This window comes from Acinetobacter sp. Marseille-Q1623, from assembly GCF_902809895.1.
Classification (GTDB): Bacteria; Pseudomonadota; Gammaproteobacteria; order Pseudomonadales; family Moraxellaceae; genus Acinetobacter; species Acinetobacter piscicola_A.
This window is the reverse complement of record NZ_CADDWG010000001.1, coordinates 742,312-757,043: the sequence shown is the minus strand read 5'-3', so window position 1 is coordinate 757,043 and position 14,732 is coordinate 742,312. Positions and strand designations below refer to the sequence as shown.

Here is a 14,732-nt window from a genome sequence, read left to right as displayed (position 1 = left end):
ATACACAATCTTGATTTTACCTTTTGTTTTATACTCCCAATTAGGTGTTACGTGTCCCAACACACAACTTCCTCCGTCAAACCTGCAGGTTTTTGGCAAGGTGCTAAAGATAGTCAAGCGATTATTTTTACTTATCTGCCTGTGTCTTTTGCTTTTGGTGTATCTGCAACCCAATTTGGCTTTACGCCTTGGGAAGCTTTGTTTCTGTCCTGTTCTATGTATGCTGGCGCCAGTCAATTTTTAGTGGTGGCATTGCTAGGGAGTGGCACCTCTATTTGGATGACTGCACTTACCGTGATTGCATTGGACATTCGTCATGTTTTATATGGCCCTGCTTTGCAAAACCTGATTCAAGATCGCTTAAATTTAAAGAAAACTGCGCTTTGGGCATGGGGTTTAACCGACGAAGTTTTTGCCGCAGGTATGATTAAACTATCACAAAGACGCCAAGAATGGTCTGAATCTTGGATGTTGGGTTTAAGCCTATTTAGTTGGATGTCTTGGGCTTTGGGTTCACTTTTAGGTGGTTTATTTTCAGACCAAGTTGCCAATTTACCTCAATTTTTACAAGCTGCACTCGATTTCTTACTGCCTGCGCTTTTCCTCAGTTTTTTATTGGCTGCCTTTGAAAAGAAACATACGCTTGTGGTTTGTGTCTCTTTGCTTGTTGCCGCAATTTCGTGTTATCTGATCAATTTATCTGCTGCGATTTTTATTGGCATACTTGCAGGAATATTTGCAGGAATATTTAAACATTATGTATTAAAACAACATGATGAAATTGCCATCAGTCATTCAGGAGAATAATGTGGATCTAGAAATTATTTTAGTCGGAATTATTGTCGGTATTGCCAATTTCGCTTCACGTTTTGGTCCATTATTAGTCATTCAAAAAAGTCAAAAAAATCAGCAAGCACGTGGTGCAACATGGTTAAAAATAGCTTTAGGTAGCATCGGGATTGCAGCTATTAGTTCTATGCTAGTTGTTGCTACCTTGCCTCCCTTAATTGAAACACCCAATAAAAGCTTTGCCATGCTGATCGGTTTTTTGGTGCTCATTGGTATTTATTTTAAATTTAAAAAAATTGTCCTAGCCACTCTAATTGCGGCTGTTTCTTATGGTTTGGTCTATACCTATATACCACTTTAACGCTTAAATAAAATTTTTAAAATAAACTGAAAAGCCTTGTTGTTGGTATTGGGCATAGGCTTTTCTCAATTCCCCGCCATAGATTGGATCAGGATTATTGAACTCTTTATGTAACACTCTAGGCATTAACGGGTTTTGTGATTTTTGACTGACCAATAAAGCCATGAGCTGACAAAACCCTTCTTCCTGTGCCATAGAGTTAAATTTATATTGGTGTTGGGATACCAAAACATGGCCAATCTCATGACTCAGCACCCAAACCAAATTTGCCGTAGGCATCCCATAAATCACATTGATTTGTGCATGTATATGTTGATCTTGCAAAAATAGATGATGACTCACGGTATTGGTTGCTAAACCTTCTGCATGATCAAAACCCAAATTTTTCATTTTTTCTTTACTGATGAGGCTCACGTGAGTATAACCTCGCGTAAATTTAAAGCCTAACTTTTCGATTTGTTGTAATACCCATTGCGCCACAATATTTAAATTTTCACTACTCACAATAATATGTCTGACACAATCTTTACACAGCATCCGACCATCTGCATAACTTGAAATATCGTGTTTAAAATGCTGATGATGGCAGTAATAGCAAGGATATAAAGTTTTTGAATTTAGCCACATAGGTATGATTTCAGCATATCATTCTTGCCCTGCAAGCACTTTTAAGTTTTGCAAAGCATCGATTAAAGTTTGATTTAATTGCATTGAATGTGCTATTAACTTTTCTTTCTGTTTTTGATCATTCTCCCATTTCTGTTGATTTTTTAGTAAATAAATTGAATCATCATTATAAGCCATAAAAGCAGCCTGAACTTTTTGACCTTCAACTGTAATAAATTGAGCTTGAGCTAAAGATTGGCTTAACGCTTGTAAATTCTTGATTACGTCAGCCACTTGTGCTTTCTGCTCTTGTGTTATATTTTCATTGTCTTCTTCTGCCATGATCGTCATTTTTTGCATGTCAACTTGCTCCATCAAACTGATAAATAAATTAAAATCTGCTTGATGATTTTGACTGACGTGTGATCTTTGTGTTTGCACACCATCCAGTTGCGTTGGTGCTGCATAGGTAGTAGTAAAAATTAAACCACTTAAAATAAGCGTGCTTGTACATAACAATTGGCGAAGCATCAAAATTTCCTTTTATTTTTTAATAAATAATTATATGAAATAAACCACAGTTTCAATTTATTTTGCAAAAAAATAGGGATATTGTTTGAATATCCCCATTTTATTGTTGATTATCGATGCGTATGAATCGACATGACAATCCCAAAACTCGCTAACAGTGTAATGACAGCCGTTCCACCATAGCTCATCAACGGTAGTGGATCACCTGTCACAGGCAAGATGCCACTGACCATACCTGAATTCACAAAAACAAAGAAAAATAAGGATAAACCAATGGTTCCTGCCAAAATTCGACCATAATTATGGAAACAATTTAGGCTGATCATCATGCAACGAAAAATAATTGCTGCATATAATACAAACAATAAGAAAACCCCGATAAAACCAAATTCTTCTGCATAAGTTGACATGATAAAGTCAGTATGATGTTCGGGCAAATAACCCAACTGTGATTGGGTTCCACCTAAGTAACCTTTGCCAGTAAATCCCCCTGAACCAATGGCAATTTTAGATTGAATAATATTCCAACCTGCGCCCAAAGCATCCGACTCAGGATCAAACAAAGTTAAAATACGTTTCTTTTGATACGCTTGTAAAACAAACATCCACACTAAAGGCAAGGCCATGCCTGCTGCTGCAATCGCACCAATGATCAATGTCCACGACATACCACTAAGAAATAACGCAAAAACACCACCAATGACAATCCCTATCGCTAAATCGGGTTGCAATAATGCTAAGCCAAAAGGCACAACCATCAAGATCAGCGCACCGATCACATGTCTAAATTTAGGTGGTAAAGGTTGTCGCGAAAAATACCATGCCATCATCATCGGCATTGCAAACTTAGTGAATTCACTTGGTTGCATACTCCCGATCCCCGGTAGGGTCAACCAACGCTTTGCCCCTAATCGAACATCACCCACCAGCAACACCAAAATCAGCAATAAAATTGCAATACCATAAAACCATGGGCTAATGGCTTGATAAACTTTTGGGGGAACTTGCGCACACAGGAACAGTAGAATAAAGCCAACAACAAAGCTCAAACCTTGACGCACTAACATTCCAACATCTTGATCCGAGGCGCTATAAACCATTAACAAACCCAAAATTGTATTGATAATCAAAAATACCAATAACCACGGATCTAAATGTAATTTATCCCATCTTGATGTACTTTCATTAAAACTACGACCATCTCTTACAGACTGCCGTAGAAAGCGATATTGCTCATTCGGTGGCATGATATTTTCTACAACAAAAACGGGGAAACAAAATTATAAAGAGAAATAGCCAAGATTACAGCGCCTTCCCTGTATATTTCTTTGATTTAGGCAGTTTTGCCATGTTGTGCATTTAGAATCAAACGTGCCAATTCTAAATCATCAGGATAAGTAATTTTCAAATTGTCAGAACGACCTTGAACAACCTGTACAATCTCCCCCATAAACTCTAAAGCACTGGCTTCATCCGTAATGACAACGTCATTCTTTAATGCTGTTTCAATGGCATTTTTCAGTTGGCTTAAGCTTGAAGCTTGCGGGGTTTGTGCTTGCCACAGATATTCACGACTGACCGTCTGTTGGATTTCTTGCTGCTGTACAACACGTTTTAAAGTATCTCTTACAGGAATCGCTAAAATTGCACTCGTGGCAAGATGAGTGACTGTATATACAAGATCATTTAAACATTCTACTGTCACACAAGGTCGTGCAGCATCATGAACAAGGACGATATCATCAGGTGCAGCAATATCGCTCAGATAGATTAATGCATTTAAAACCGAATCTACTCGCTCTCTTCCACCCGAACAAAAATGAATATTGTCATTCTTCTCAAAGTTGAGCTGACGAGCAACATCATCTTGTTCACTGACAGCTAAGACGCAACCTGCCAAAGGCAATTGATTCAGACGATTCACAGTATGTTCTAAAACAGTGAGATCTTGAATGCGTTGGTATTGTTTTAATTCTGTTTTTGAAAACCGACTTCCAGACCCAGCAGCAGGAACAATTGCCCAAATTTTACGGTTGTTGAGGGATGGTTTCTGCATCTTCATCTTCATTGGTTCTGTTATCTACATCTGCATTTGGATCGATATAAATCGGTTTATAATGCGTACTAAGCGTGCTGATTTGTAAAAATGTCTCATGAGGCTTGATTAAACCGAGGTCAAGGCGAGCATGTTCTTCTATGGCTTCAGCACCATTTTTTAAGTCATACACTTCTGCTGCTAAAATGCGGTTGCGCTCTTTTAGCTCATTATTGACTTCGGTTTGTTGCTGTATTTGCTGTAGTAGTGCTTGGTGTGGAAAATATCCCCCTTCACCAAACCAATAACGGTATTGGAGTACTGCAACAATGATCAATGCAATAACAAGGATAATTTTACTTGAAGTTGATTTGAGGACTTCTGGCATAGTGTATGTGGGTTAAGAGCAACATTGAATTATGCGTTCAATATACATCAAATCAGAGGGATGGAGAACGCTTTACTGTGGTAAATATGCAAAAGGATAAGAATCAAGATATTTCTGATTTTTACTTGATAAAATTAATCAATCAAAATGATATAGCACAATGTAATATCACTTTTAAATCCATTCATTTTGAATTTAATACCAATCTGTTAAATTAACTACATATGACTCAGCCACTTTTGCTTTTCTGCACCAATTGCTTTAAACAGGATCATGCTATCGTGAGGCGACAGGGATGTCGCCGTTAGACAAGGGGATATCTTGCGAAGCTTCGCTTCTCATGTCTAACAAAGGATTTTTGTTACTTTTTATCCCTGAAAAGTAAGGCATCGCCTACGCATAGGAATTTAAACTTTTCACTGTAAGATAAGGCAAGGCAAACTTTAAATTTATATTAATTAACTTTTACTGAATGGTATAAGATTGTATATAACATCAATAAGTCAATTTTAATCCGCTATCTAACGTACTAATTGGACTTTAATATACAACCGATTAAGCTGCAATTGTTCTTATCACATAATGAGAATATTTTGATTATCTTTGAATTTATATCAACTACGTACAATAAGTAATTTTTATTGTTTAAAATTATGATTAACTGACTATAAATTTTTTAGTTCGAGGGTTAAATATAATTATATTAGGAATATCTTGTAAATAATCTATCATCAAAATTATATGATTTGTATAAATCTTTGATTCATCATCAGCAAATCTAACAATAATTCTTTTATCAATATTAGAAATTTCACTAGATAGATTTTTTTTAGCATGCTTAGCAATTTCTACCGAATCATCAATTACATGTTGACCAGTTTCATAAAAAAATCTAATCCACCAACCTTCCCAAGAAAGCAATAAATGTATATTCGAAGAGTCAAATAGATCCTCCTCATAACTAAGACTTAATCCCTCCATTTTAAAAAAATACTTCTTTAATTCCTTTTCAAAAAATTCTATTGAAAAGCGATTTGAATTTTCGTTAATTAAACAATAAAGTGAAAAAGCCACTATTTTCTCCAAAAACCTGAATTACTAATGCCAATATGCATAAATTTGGCTTAGTTCCATCATTTTACGGTGTAGCGAACAACTATTATGTTAATACATTACATTGAATGATAAGAATGAAATATTTGAATTAAATGAGCCAAAAAAATTTTAAAATATAGTCAGTGCTAATTGTAGATTTCGTAAAACTTAATTTGACAAATATTGTACAAATAATAAAAAACCACCCTTTTCAGAGTGGTTCTTTCAATCTAAATCAATCAATAATGATTAATTTAAACCTTTAAATTCAGCTTTACCACGGTAAACCGCATGTGTTAATTCTTCAATACGAAGCAATTGGTTATATTTCGCAATACGGTCAGAACGTGAAAGTGAACCCGTTTTGATTTGACCCGCAGCAGTACCAACAGCAAGATCCGCAATTGTAGAATCTTCAGTTTCACCAGAACGGTGAGAAATTACAGTTGTATAACCATTTGCTTTAGCAAGGTAAATTGCATCTAAAGTTTCAGACAACGTACCAATTTGATTATATTTGATTAAGATCGAGTTACCGATTTTCTCATCAATACCACGTTGTAAAATCTTAGGATTAGTTACGAACAAGTCATCACCAACCAATTGGATTTTATCACCAAGGATAGAAGTCAAGTAAGCCCAACCCTCCCAGTCAGACTCATCCAAACCATCTTCAATTGAGATAATTGGATATTGTTTCACAAGACCTGCTAAATAGTCAGCAAATTGGTTGCTTGTGAATGCTTTGTTGCCTTCACCTGCAAGTACATATTGACCATTTTTATAGAATTCTGAAGATGCACAATCAAGTGCAAGCATGATGTCAGAACCTGCTTTATAACCAGTTTGACCAATTGCTTCAAGAATCGCAGTAATCGCTTCTTCGTTTGTGCGAAGGTTAGGTGCAAAACCACCTTCATCACCCACTGCTGTATTTAAACCTTGTTTTTTAAGTACAGATTTTAAAGAATGGAAAATTTCTGCACCTGCACGTAAAGCTTCAGCAAAAGATGTGAAACCTACTGGCTCGATCATGAATTCTTGAATATCTACAGTGTTATCTGCATGTGAACCACCATTGATGATGTTCATCATTGGAACAGGCATAGACAACGTTGTTTGACCACGTAAGTCTGCAATATATTGGAACAATTCAATTTTCTTTTCAGCAGATGCAGCACGAGCAGCAGCGAGTGATACCGCCAAAGTTGCGTTAGCACCCAATTTTTCTTTATTTTCAGTGCCATCAAGCGCAATCATTTTGTCATCAATTGCTTTTTGTTCAAATACGTTTTGACCTTTTAATAAGTCTTTGATTTGACCATTTACGTTTTGAACTGCAGTGCGAACACCTTTACCTAAGTAACGTGCTTTGTCACCGTCACGAAGTTCTAAAGCTTCACGAGAACCAGTTGAAGCACCAGATGGTGCACATGCACGGCCTACAACGCCAGAGTCCAAAATTACGTCTGCTTCGATGGTTGGGTTACCACGAGAGTCCAAGATTTCACGTGCACGAATGTCAACGATTTGGCTCATGAATATTTCCTCAGTTGATTAATAATAAGATGCTTAAAAACAAAGCATCAATGCGTATCTAACTTTTTGAATCCTTTGACTAAAGTATCCAATTCTTTTAACTGTGCTAAAAATGGCTCTAGTTGCGACATACGTAATGCACAAGGTCCATCACATTTCGCTTGTTCAGGATCTGGATGTGCTTCCAGAAATAAACCTGCCAAACCTGTCGCCATACCCGCACGTGCCAATGTGGTAATTTGTGCACGGCGTCCACCTGCTGAATCAGCACGACCGCCTGGTGTTTGTAAAGCATGTGTCACATCAAAGAAGACTGGCACATTCATGTCTTTCATGGTGTCAAAGCCAAGCATATCAACAATTAAGTTGTTATAACCAAATGCTGAACCACGTTCACATAAAATGAGTTTGTCATTGCCTGCTTCTAAACATTTATTCAAAATATGACGCATTTCATGTGGTGCAAGGAATTGTGCTTTTTTGATATTGATAATGGCTTGTGTTTTTGCCATTGCTTCAACAAGGTCAGTCTGACGACTTAGAAATGCTGGAAGTTGGATAATGTCTGCGACTTCAGCAACAGGAGCAGCTTGATAAGGCTCATGAACATCGGTAATGATCGGCACATTAAAATGCTTTTTAATGTCTGCTAACCATTCAACGCCTTTTTCTAAGCCTGGACCACGAAACGAATATAAACTCGAACGATTAGCTTTATCAAAGCTCGCTTTAAAAACGTAAGGGATGTCTAGACGTTTACAGATTTCAACATAGGTTTCTGCAATTTCAAAAGCTAAGTCTTTCGACTCAAGTACATTCATTCCGCCGAATAGTACAAATGGCAAATGATTTGCCATTTGTATATCGCCTAAACGTACAATTTCTTGTGGTTTTAATTGTGACATTTAAACTTCCTAGTTATGTTTTGCTCGCTTATTTGCTTTTTTGATACTGTTTTTTTGCAGCATCAATAAAACTTGCAAATAATGGATGTCCATCACGTGGTGAGCTGGTAAATTCTGGGTGGAATTGTACCGCAATAAACCAAGGATGTTCAGGAATTTCCACAGTTTCAACTAGATGTTGATCTGCTGAATAACCTGAAATTTTCATCCCTGCTTGTTCAATCACTGGAATAAAACGATCATTCATTTCATAACGATGGCGATGGCGCTCGATAATCTCTGCTTTGGCATAAACTTCACGCGTTTTAGTCCCTTCAACCAATTCTGATTTTTGAGCACCCAGACGCATCGTTCCACCAAGGTCAGAATTTACAGAACGATGTTGAATTTCGCCACGCTCATCTAACCATTCAGTGATTAAACCAATCAGTGGGAATTTAGTCGAACGATTAAACTCTGTAGACGTTGCTTCAGGCATATTAGCAACATGACGAGCAAACTCAATCACAGCCAATTGCATCCCTAAACAAATACCCAAGAATGGCACACCATTTTCACGTGCAAACTGAATTGCTTTCATTTTGCCTTCAGTACCACGTTCACCAAAACCGCCCGGAACGAGGATTGCATCTGCATCTTTCAATACTTCAGCAGGGTTTTGACCCTCTAGATCTTCTGCATTGACATAGTCAATTTGAACTTTAACGCGGTTTTGAATACCTGCATGTAAAAGTGCTTCATTCACAGATTTATATGCATCTGGAAGTTCGACATATTTACCCACCATCGCAACACGAACGATATATTCCGGATTTAACAATGCTTCGACCACATTGTCCCAATCTGAAAGATCCGCTTCTGGCAAATTGTCATAACCAAAACGTTCACAGATTAAATCATCAACATTTTGCTCATAGAATGTACGTGGAATTTGGTAAATAGAACGGGCATCTTTACATACCACAACTGCACGTGCTTCCACATTGGTGAATAATGCAATTTTACGGGTCGTGTCTGCATCGACATCATGTTCTGTACGACAGATCAAAATGTCAGGTTGAATACCAATCGACAATAATTCTTTTACAGAATGTTGAGTCGGTTTAGTTTTCAACTCAGCCGCAGACTTAATATATGGCAATAAAGTCAAATGCATGAGCATAGTACGTTTATGACCAAGTTCAACCATTAACTGACGTACAGATTCCATGAATGGGAGAGATTCAATGTCACCGACTGTACCACCGATTTCAACAATCGCAACGTCATAGCCTTCGCCAGCACGAAGTACACGCTCTTTAATATTATCCGTAATATGTGGAATAACTTGTACTGTACCACCCAAGTAATCACCACGACGTTCTTTGTTCAGAACATCCTGATAAACACGACCAGAGGTAAAGTTATTCAATTTGGTCATTTTAGCACGACGTAAGAAACGCTCGTAATAACCCAAATCTAAGTCCGTTTCAGCTCCGTCTTCTGTAACAAAAACTTCACCGTGTTGGAATGGGCTCATAGTCCCTGGATCGACATTAATGTATGGATCCATTTTGACCATGGTCACTTTTAAACCACGGGCTTCTAAAAGTGCAGCAACTGAAGCAGCTGAAATACCTTTACCTAGTGATGATACAACACCACCAGTGACGAATATAAAATGGGTCATTAAGTTTCTCGTACAATGGAGCCTAAATTGGCCTACAATGTTGTGCGATTTTACTTTACCTTGTACCTAGAAAGCAAAGTCAATTCACATCAATTCATAGAACAATAAACAATTGGCTATTCTATCAGCATTTCCAATCAAAAATTAACATTACAGTACATGATTTTTATCTCTAATTTTACTGTTATAATAGGCTTACTCTCTAGAAGCTATATTTTGTGTCAATATGAATAAGAAACTTTTAATTTGTGGTTTAATTGCAACAGGTCTTGTTTTAACAGCATGTGTGAAAAAAGAAGAACCTAAAAACGATGAAACTGAAAAAGTTGAAACAACGCAAACGCAGCAACCTGCACAACAGCCTGCTGAGTTTGAAAATCTTGAAACTGCTGAACATGATCAAAATGATCAACCGCAAGTGAGTCAAGATGCGCCTTCACAACAAGTGAATACTCACTCGTCTGAAACAGCACAAACTCAACATTCTGCACAACCAGCAACTGCTGCGCCTGCACCACGTGTTGAACAACCTCGTCCTGCTCAACACACTGAAACTGTACGTACTGAACAGCCGAAACCTGCTGCACCAAAGCCTGAGGCAAAACCTGCACCTGTCGAAACTGCACGTGCTGAGCAACCAAAACCTGCTGCACCAAAAGCAAGCTCAGGTACTGCACAAACTGAAGATGATGCTGTTGCTGCGGCAATTGCTGCGGCTACACCTGCTTTGAAAAACTAAGCTCAGCTTTTCATCGGTACAAAAACCAGTCTCTTTGTTGTGACTGGTTTTTTATTACTATAAATCTACAAGCTCAACTGAAATTTTTCAGACCGCATTAAAATTGCTTTAAGAAATCCGCAATCAACTTCGCTGCCCATGATTTGGTATTTAAACCTTCATAATAACCACAATGACTGCCTTTCTTTGTCGTCACAACTACGATGTTTTGCATCTCTTGTACAATCTGCTTATAAGGTTCAAAATTTTTAATTGAACAAATAGGATCATCCTCTGCATTTAAAATCATCAGTGGAATTTTCACATTTTCGAACACATAAATAGGATTAATAGCTTGGTCATAACTTTCATAATCATTAAAACCTGCCATTTCAAAATAATGTTGTTGAAACTCTTGTAAAGTTTTGGTTTTAAGCACCAGTGAAATCGATTGAGTGTGTTGCCATGTGCTTTCATAGGGCTGAATAAAGGCTTTAAATAGTTTTTTTGTCATCACTTTGCTATAGAAAGGATGTACATTTTCAAAACCATCTTTCGTGTTGTAGCCGGGACACAAGGCAAATGCAGCTTTAAAGGGTGTATGTTCAGCCACTTCCCCCAAATATCGTACTAACAATCCTGTTCCTGCGGAGGAGCCGACAGCATATAGCTCAGATTGTGGAAATTGTGCCTGAATAAAATTTAATTGCTCTTTTAAATCAGAAGTTGAACCAAAAATCGACATTTGTGCTACAGGCATCGGTAAGCCTGCATGACCACGGCGTAGACACAATGCAATGCGCCACCCAGTATATTCATGCAAATCTTTGACTAACTCACGCATACTTTCAGGCGTTCCTGTAATGGTATGCATGATCACAATGGTTGGCGTATCGTGTGGTAAATCATAGCCATACCACGCGACTGCGGTAATACCACCATCTTGCATGGTCAGCTGATCGATTCGGTCGTAATCCAATTTGACTGTTTTTTTCTTGACTAAGTCGAAATACAAAAGATGTACATGTGTATTGACCAACCACAGCGTAGGTCGATATTTATCATGCAGTTGCGATAACTGTGGAATTATTTTCGACATTCCACCTTGTGGGTTAAAATACAATTTCGGTTGCTCTGCACCTGTCACTTGATCAAGTACAGTTTGCGTGAGTTGTATTGCTTTATTTAATGCAGAATTCAGAATAGACATTTTGATTTCCTATGACTGATCACATCAAAATCATTCATAATTCAATTACAGGTGTGTTATAAGTGATCGTTTATCAATGAGATTGAGCATGTACGCATACATGCTCAATCTCAAAATCATTTCATGTAAAAATATTTAAACAAAACAGATTTATCAAATCATGATGGTTGATACTTTGCAAAACGCTCACCCATCTGAGCACCCAATGCCTGTAAACCACTTAATGAACGAATCATGACTTCAAATTCAACAATCTGACCATGCTCATTAAAACGAATCATGTCGATTCCTTTGAGTTGCTTCTCTGTGACTACAGCTGAAAATTCTAAAACAACACTTTGCTCATCTTCAGTGAAGAACTCGCGATGATAAGTAAAATTTTCAAATACTTGAATTACATTCGTCAGAATAAAATACACAACCTGCTTACCTTCATAGGGCTTAAATGCGACAGGCGAACGAAAAATCACATCATCTGCCAATAGTTCATTCAAAATACTCATATCACGCGTTGCAATCATGTCGTGCCATTTTTGTAAGGCGGTTTTGGTATTGGTATAGCTCATTTTAATGTCCTTTTGATATCCTTTGAACAGTAATCCCTCCCCTTGCGAAGCAAGCTTCTCACCTTTAAAAAAGGGAGGAGTTTATAACCTTAATAAAACGGAGCTTTCCCCTCTTTTTAAAGAGGGGTTAAGGGAGATTCTTAAAAAATTAATGAAGTCCTCTCTCCTTTCAGGAGATGAGAAGTGTACTTGGCAAGAGAGAGGTATAAAAAACTAAATCACCATCGCCAATTCAGCACCCTGACGAATGGCACGTTTGGCATCCAACTCGCCTGCTTCTTTCGCACCGCCAATCAAATGTACAGACTTACCATCTGCTTGGAGCTGATCAAACATCGCAGTATAAGATTCTTGTCCTGCACAGATCACGACATTATCTACATCCAGTACCATGACTTTATCAGCCACAGTAATATGTAAACCCTGATCATCAATCTTGTCGTAGCTTGCACCCGGAATCATATTGACATGACGATGTTTCAAGCCTGTACGGTGAATCCATCCTGTGGTTTTACCTAAGCCCGCACCGACTGAATTAGTTTTACGTTGCAATAAATAAATTTCACGTGGTGATTGCTCAACTTTAGGGACTTTTAAACCACCGACATGCGCATAGTTGGTATCAATACCCCATTCATCATAGAATTTTTGTGGGTTCAGACTGCCGCTCTCACCTACATGAGAAAGATATTCCGCAGTATCAAAACCAATCCCGCCCGCACCAATGATTGCCACTTTTTGACCCACAGCTTTACGATCACGCAGCACGTCGATGTAACTTAAAACCTTAGGATGATCAATACCTTCAATATTTAAATGACGTGGTGTAACCCCTGTTGCAACCACAATGTCATCAAAGTTTTCAGCGCTGATTTCTTCATAGGTTGCCGTATGATTCAGCACCAATTTAATATTTGGCTGAAGCTCAATTTTACGTTTGAAATAACGTAAAGTTTCATAAAATTCTTCTTTGCCAGGAATTGTTTTGGCAATATTAAACTGACCACCAATCTGATTGGATGCTTCAAAAATCGTGACTTTATGCCCACGATCAGCAGCGTAGGTCGCAAAACTTAAACCTGCAGGACCTGCACCAATCACTGCAATATTTTTAACTGTTGCACTCTCTTTAAAAATGAGTTCAGTTTCATAACATGCACGAGGGTTGACCAAACAAGTTGCTATTTTCATTGAGAAAATATGATCCAAACAGGCTTGGTTACAGCCGATACAGGTGTTAATTTCATCTGCACGACCTTGCTCAGCTTTTGCCACAAAGTGCGAATCGGCAAGCATTGGACGTGCCATTGAGATCATATCTGCATCGCCCTGCGCCAAAACGTGTTCAGCCATTTCAGGGGTATTGATTCGGTTTGAGGTAATTAAAGGTACATTCACAGAACCTTTTAATTTTTTGGTCACCCAAGTAAATGCTGCACGCGGTACTTTGGTCGCAATGGTCGGAATACGCGCTTCATGCCAACCAATTCCTGTATTGATAATGGTTGCGCCTGCTTTTTCAATTTCTTTCGCTAACTGAATCACTTCTTCTAAAGTTGAGCCGCCTTCGACCAAATCCAGCATGGATAAACGATAGATAATAATGAAGTTTTCACCCACTTCTTGACGAGTACGTTTTACAATTTCTATCGGGAAACGGATACGGTTTTCATAGCTACCGCCCCATTCATCATCACGATGATTAGTACGTGCTGCAATGAATTCATTGATCAGATAACCTTCTGAACCCATGATTTCAACACCATCATAGCCTGCAATTTGTGACAACTTGGCACAGTTGGCAAAGTCAGCAATGGTTTGCTGAACTTCAGCCGAAGTTAAAGCATGTGGTTTGGTTGGGTTAATTGGTGCCTGAATGGCTGATGGTGCAACATTTTCAGGCTGATAAGAATAACGACCCGTATGTAAAATTTGTAAGGCAATTTTCCCACCTGCATCATGTACTGCCTGTGTAATCACTTTATGCTTTTCTGCTTCTTCCAAGGTATCGAGTTTAGAGCCACCAAAGAAGGTTACACCGTGATCATTCGGTGAAATTCCACCTGTTACAATTAACCCAACGCCACCTGCTGCACGCTCTGCATAAAATGCAGCCATACGGTCATAACCACCGTCAACTTCCTCAAGCCCTACATGCATAGAACCCATCAATACGCGATTTTTTAAAGTGGTAAAGCCTAAATCCAATGGCGCAAGTAAATGCGGGTAATTAGACATGTGAACTCCTTGGCGTGCTTTCGCTGGCTAATATTTATAATTTCTCAGTTAATTTTTAATGCAACAAGTTGCATAATGCAAT

Annotated in this window: 15 protein-coding genes; 3 read left to right on the top strand and 12 right to left on the bottom strand. The window is 38.1% G+C overall.

The window, feature by feature from the left end; genetic code table 11:
• Positions 1–51: 51 nt before the first annotated feature.
• Both HUV91_RS03495 and ygaH read left to right on the top strand, forming a co-directional pair.
• Positions 52–807: an AzlC family ABC transporter permease gene (locus tag HUV91_RS03495; protein ID WP_174492536.1), complete on the top strand. Its 756-nt coding sequence runs from the start codon at positions 52–54 to the stop codon at positions 805–807.
• A gap of 1 nt (position 808) precedes the next feature.
• The gene (gene ygaH, locus HUV91_RS03490; protein ID WP_174492535.1) at positions 809–1,150 is read left to right on the top strand and encodes an L-valine transporter subunit YgaH; all 342 of its coding nucleotides are present in this window, start codon (positions 809–811) and stop codon (positions 1,148–1,150) included.
• Positions 1,151–1,153: 3 nt separating this feature from the next.
• Here ygaH and HUV91_RS03485 read toward each other — a convergent pair whose 3' ends face one another.
• The 9 genes from HUV91_RS03485 to HUV91_RS03445 all read right to left on the bottom strand — a co-directional run bounded on the left by HUV91_RS03485 (position 1,154) and on the right by HUV91_RS03445 (position 9,918).
• The gene (locus HUV91_RS03485) at positions 1,154–1,777 is read right to left on the bottom strand and encodes a protein DA1 (protein ID WP_174492534.1); all 624 of its coding nucleotides are present in this window, start codon (positions 1,775–1,777) and stop codon (positions 1,154–1,156) included.
• An 18-nt stretch (positions 1,778–1,795) separates the two neighbouring features.
• The gene (locus tag HUV91_RS03480; protein WP_130073380.1) at positions 1,796–2,287 is read right to left on the bottom strand and encodes a hypothetical protein; all 492 of its coding nucleotides are present in this window, start codon (positions 2,285–2,287) and stop codon (positions 1,796–1,798) included.
• 110 nt (positions 2,288–2,397) lie between these two features.
• The gene (gene rodA / locus HUV91_RS03475) at positions 2,398–3,534 is read right to left on the bottom strand and encodes a rod shape-determining protein RodA (protein WP_130073379.1); all 1,137 of its coding nucleotides are present in this window, start codon (positions 3,532–3,534) and stop codon (positions 2,398–2,400) included.
• Between the two features lie 86 nt (positions 3,535–3,620).
• Entirely contained in the window at positions 3,621–4,343 is a 723-nt protein-coding gene (gene ispD, locus HUV91_RS03470) for a 2-C-methyl-D-erythritol 4-phosphate cytidylyltransferase (protein ID WP_174492533.1), read from the bottom strand.
• Complete coding sequence (locus HUV91_RS03465) at positions 4,315–4,710, bottom strand: septum formation initiator family protein (RefSeq protein WP_130073377.1); 396 nt, start codon at positions 4,708–4,710, stop codon at positions 4,315–4,317. Before HUV91_RS03465 ends, ispD begins: the two co-directional genes overlap by 29 nt.
• Before the next feature lie 657 nt (positions 4,711–5,367).
• A complete protein-coding gene (locus tag HUV91_RS03460) occupies positions 5,368–5,784 on the bottom strand; it encodes a hypothetical protein (protein WP_174492532.1) in 417 nt (138 codons plus the stop codon).
• A gap of 270 nt (positions 5,785–6,054) precedes the next feature.
• The gene (gene eno / locus HUV91_RS03455) at positions 6,055–7,344 is read right to left on the bottom strand and encodes a phosphopyruvate hydratase (RefSeq protein WP_130073375.1); all 1,290 of its coding nucleotides are present in this window, start codon (positions 7,342–7,344) and stop codon (positions 6,055–6,057) included.
• A gap of 47 nt (positions 7,345–7,391) precedes the next feature.
• A complete protein-coding gene (kdsA, locus tag HUV91_RS03450; RefSeq protein WP_174492531.1) occupies positions 7,392–8,249 on the bottom strand; it encodes a 3-deoxy-8-phosphooctulonate synthase in 858 nt (285 codons plus the stop codon).
• A 28-nt stretch (positions 8,250–8,277) separates the two neighbouring features.
• Positions 8,278–9,918 (bottom strand): CTP synthase, encoded by a 1,641-nt coding sequence (locus tag HUV91_RS03445; protein WP_130073373.1) that lies wholly within the window; start codon positions 9,916–9,918, stop codon positions 8,278–8,280.
• A gap of 226 nt (positions 9,919–10,144) precedes the next feature.
• Between HUV91_RS03445 and HUV91_RS03440 the strand changes: the two genes are divergently transcribed.
• Positions 10,145–10,657: an internalin gene (locus HUV91_RS03440; RefSeq protein ID WP_130073372.1), complete on the top strand. Its 513-nt coding sequence runs from the start codon at positions 10,145–10,147 to the stop codon at positions 10,655–10,657.
• A 97-nt stretch (positions 10,658–10,754) separates the two neighbouring features.
• On the opposite strand, the gene HUV91_RS03435 is transcribed toward HUV91_RS03440, so the two are convergent.
• The 3 genes from HUV91_RS03435 to HUV91_RS03425 all read right to left on the bottom strand — a co-directional run bounded on the left by HUV91_RS03435 (position 10,755) and on the right by HUV91_RS03425 (position 14,650).
• Positions 10,755–11,846 carry a YheT family hydrolase gene (locus tag HUV91_RS03435; RefSeq protein ID WP_174492530.1) on the bottom strand — a complete coding sequence of 364 codons (1,092 nt, stop codon included), beginning with the start codon at positions 11,844–11,846 and terminating at the stop codon, positions 10,755–10,757.
• Positions 11,847–12,004: 158 nt separating this feature from the next.
• Entirely contained in the window at positions 12,005–12,412 is a 408-nt protein-coding gene (locus tag HUV91_RS03430) for a nuclear transport factor 2 family protein (protein WP_174492529.1), read from the bottom strand.
• A gap of 213 nt (positions 12,413–12,625) precedes the next feature.
• Positions 12,626–14,650 (bottom strand): NADPH-dependent 2,4-dienoyl-CoA reductase, encoded by a 2,025-nt coding sequence (locus HUV91_RS03425; RefSeq protein WP_174492528.1) that lies wholly within the window; start codon positions 14,648–14,650, stop codon positions 12,626–12,628.
• Positions 14,651–14,732 lie beyond the last annotated feature (82 nt).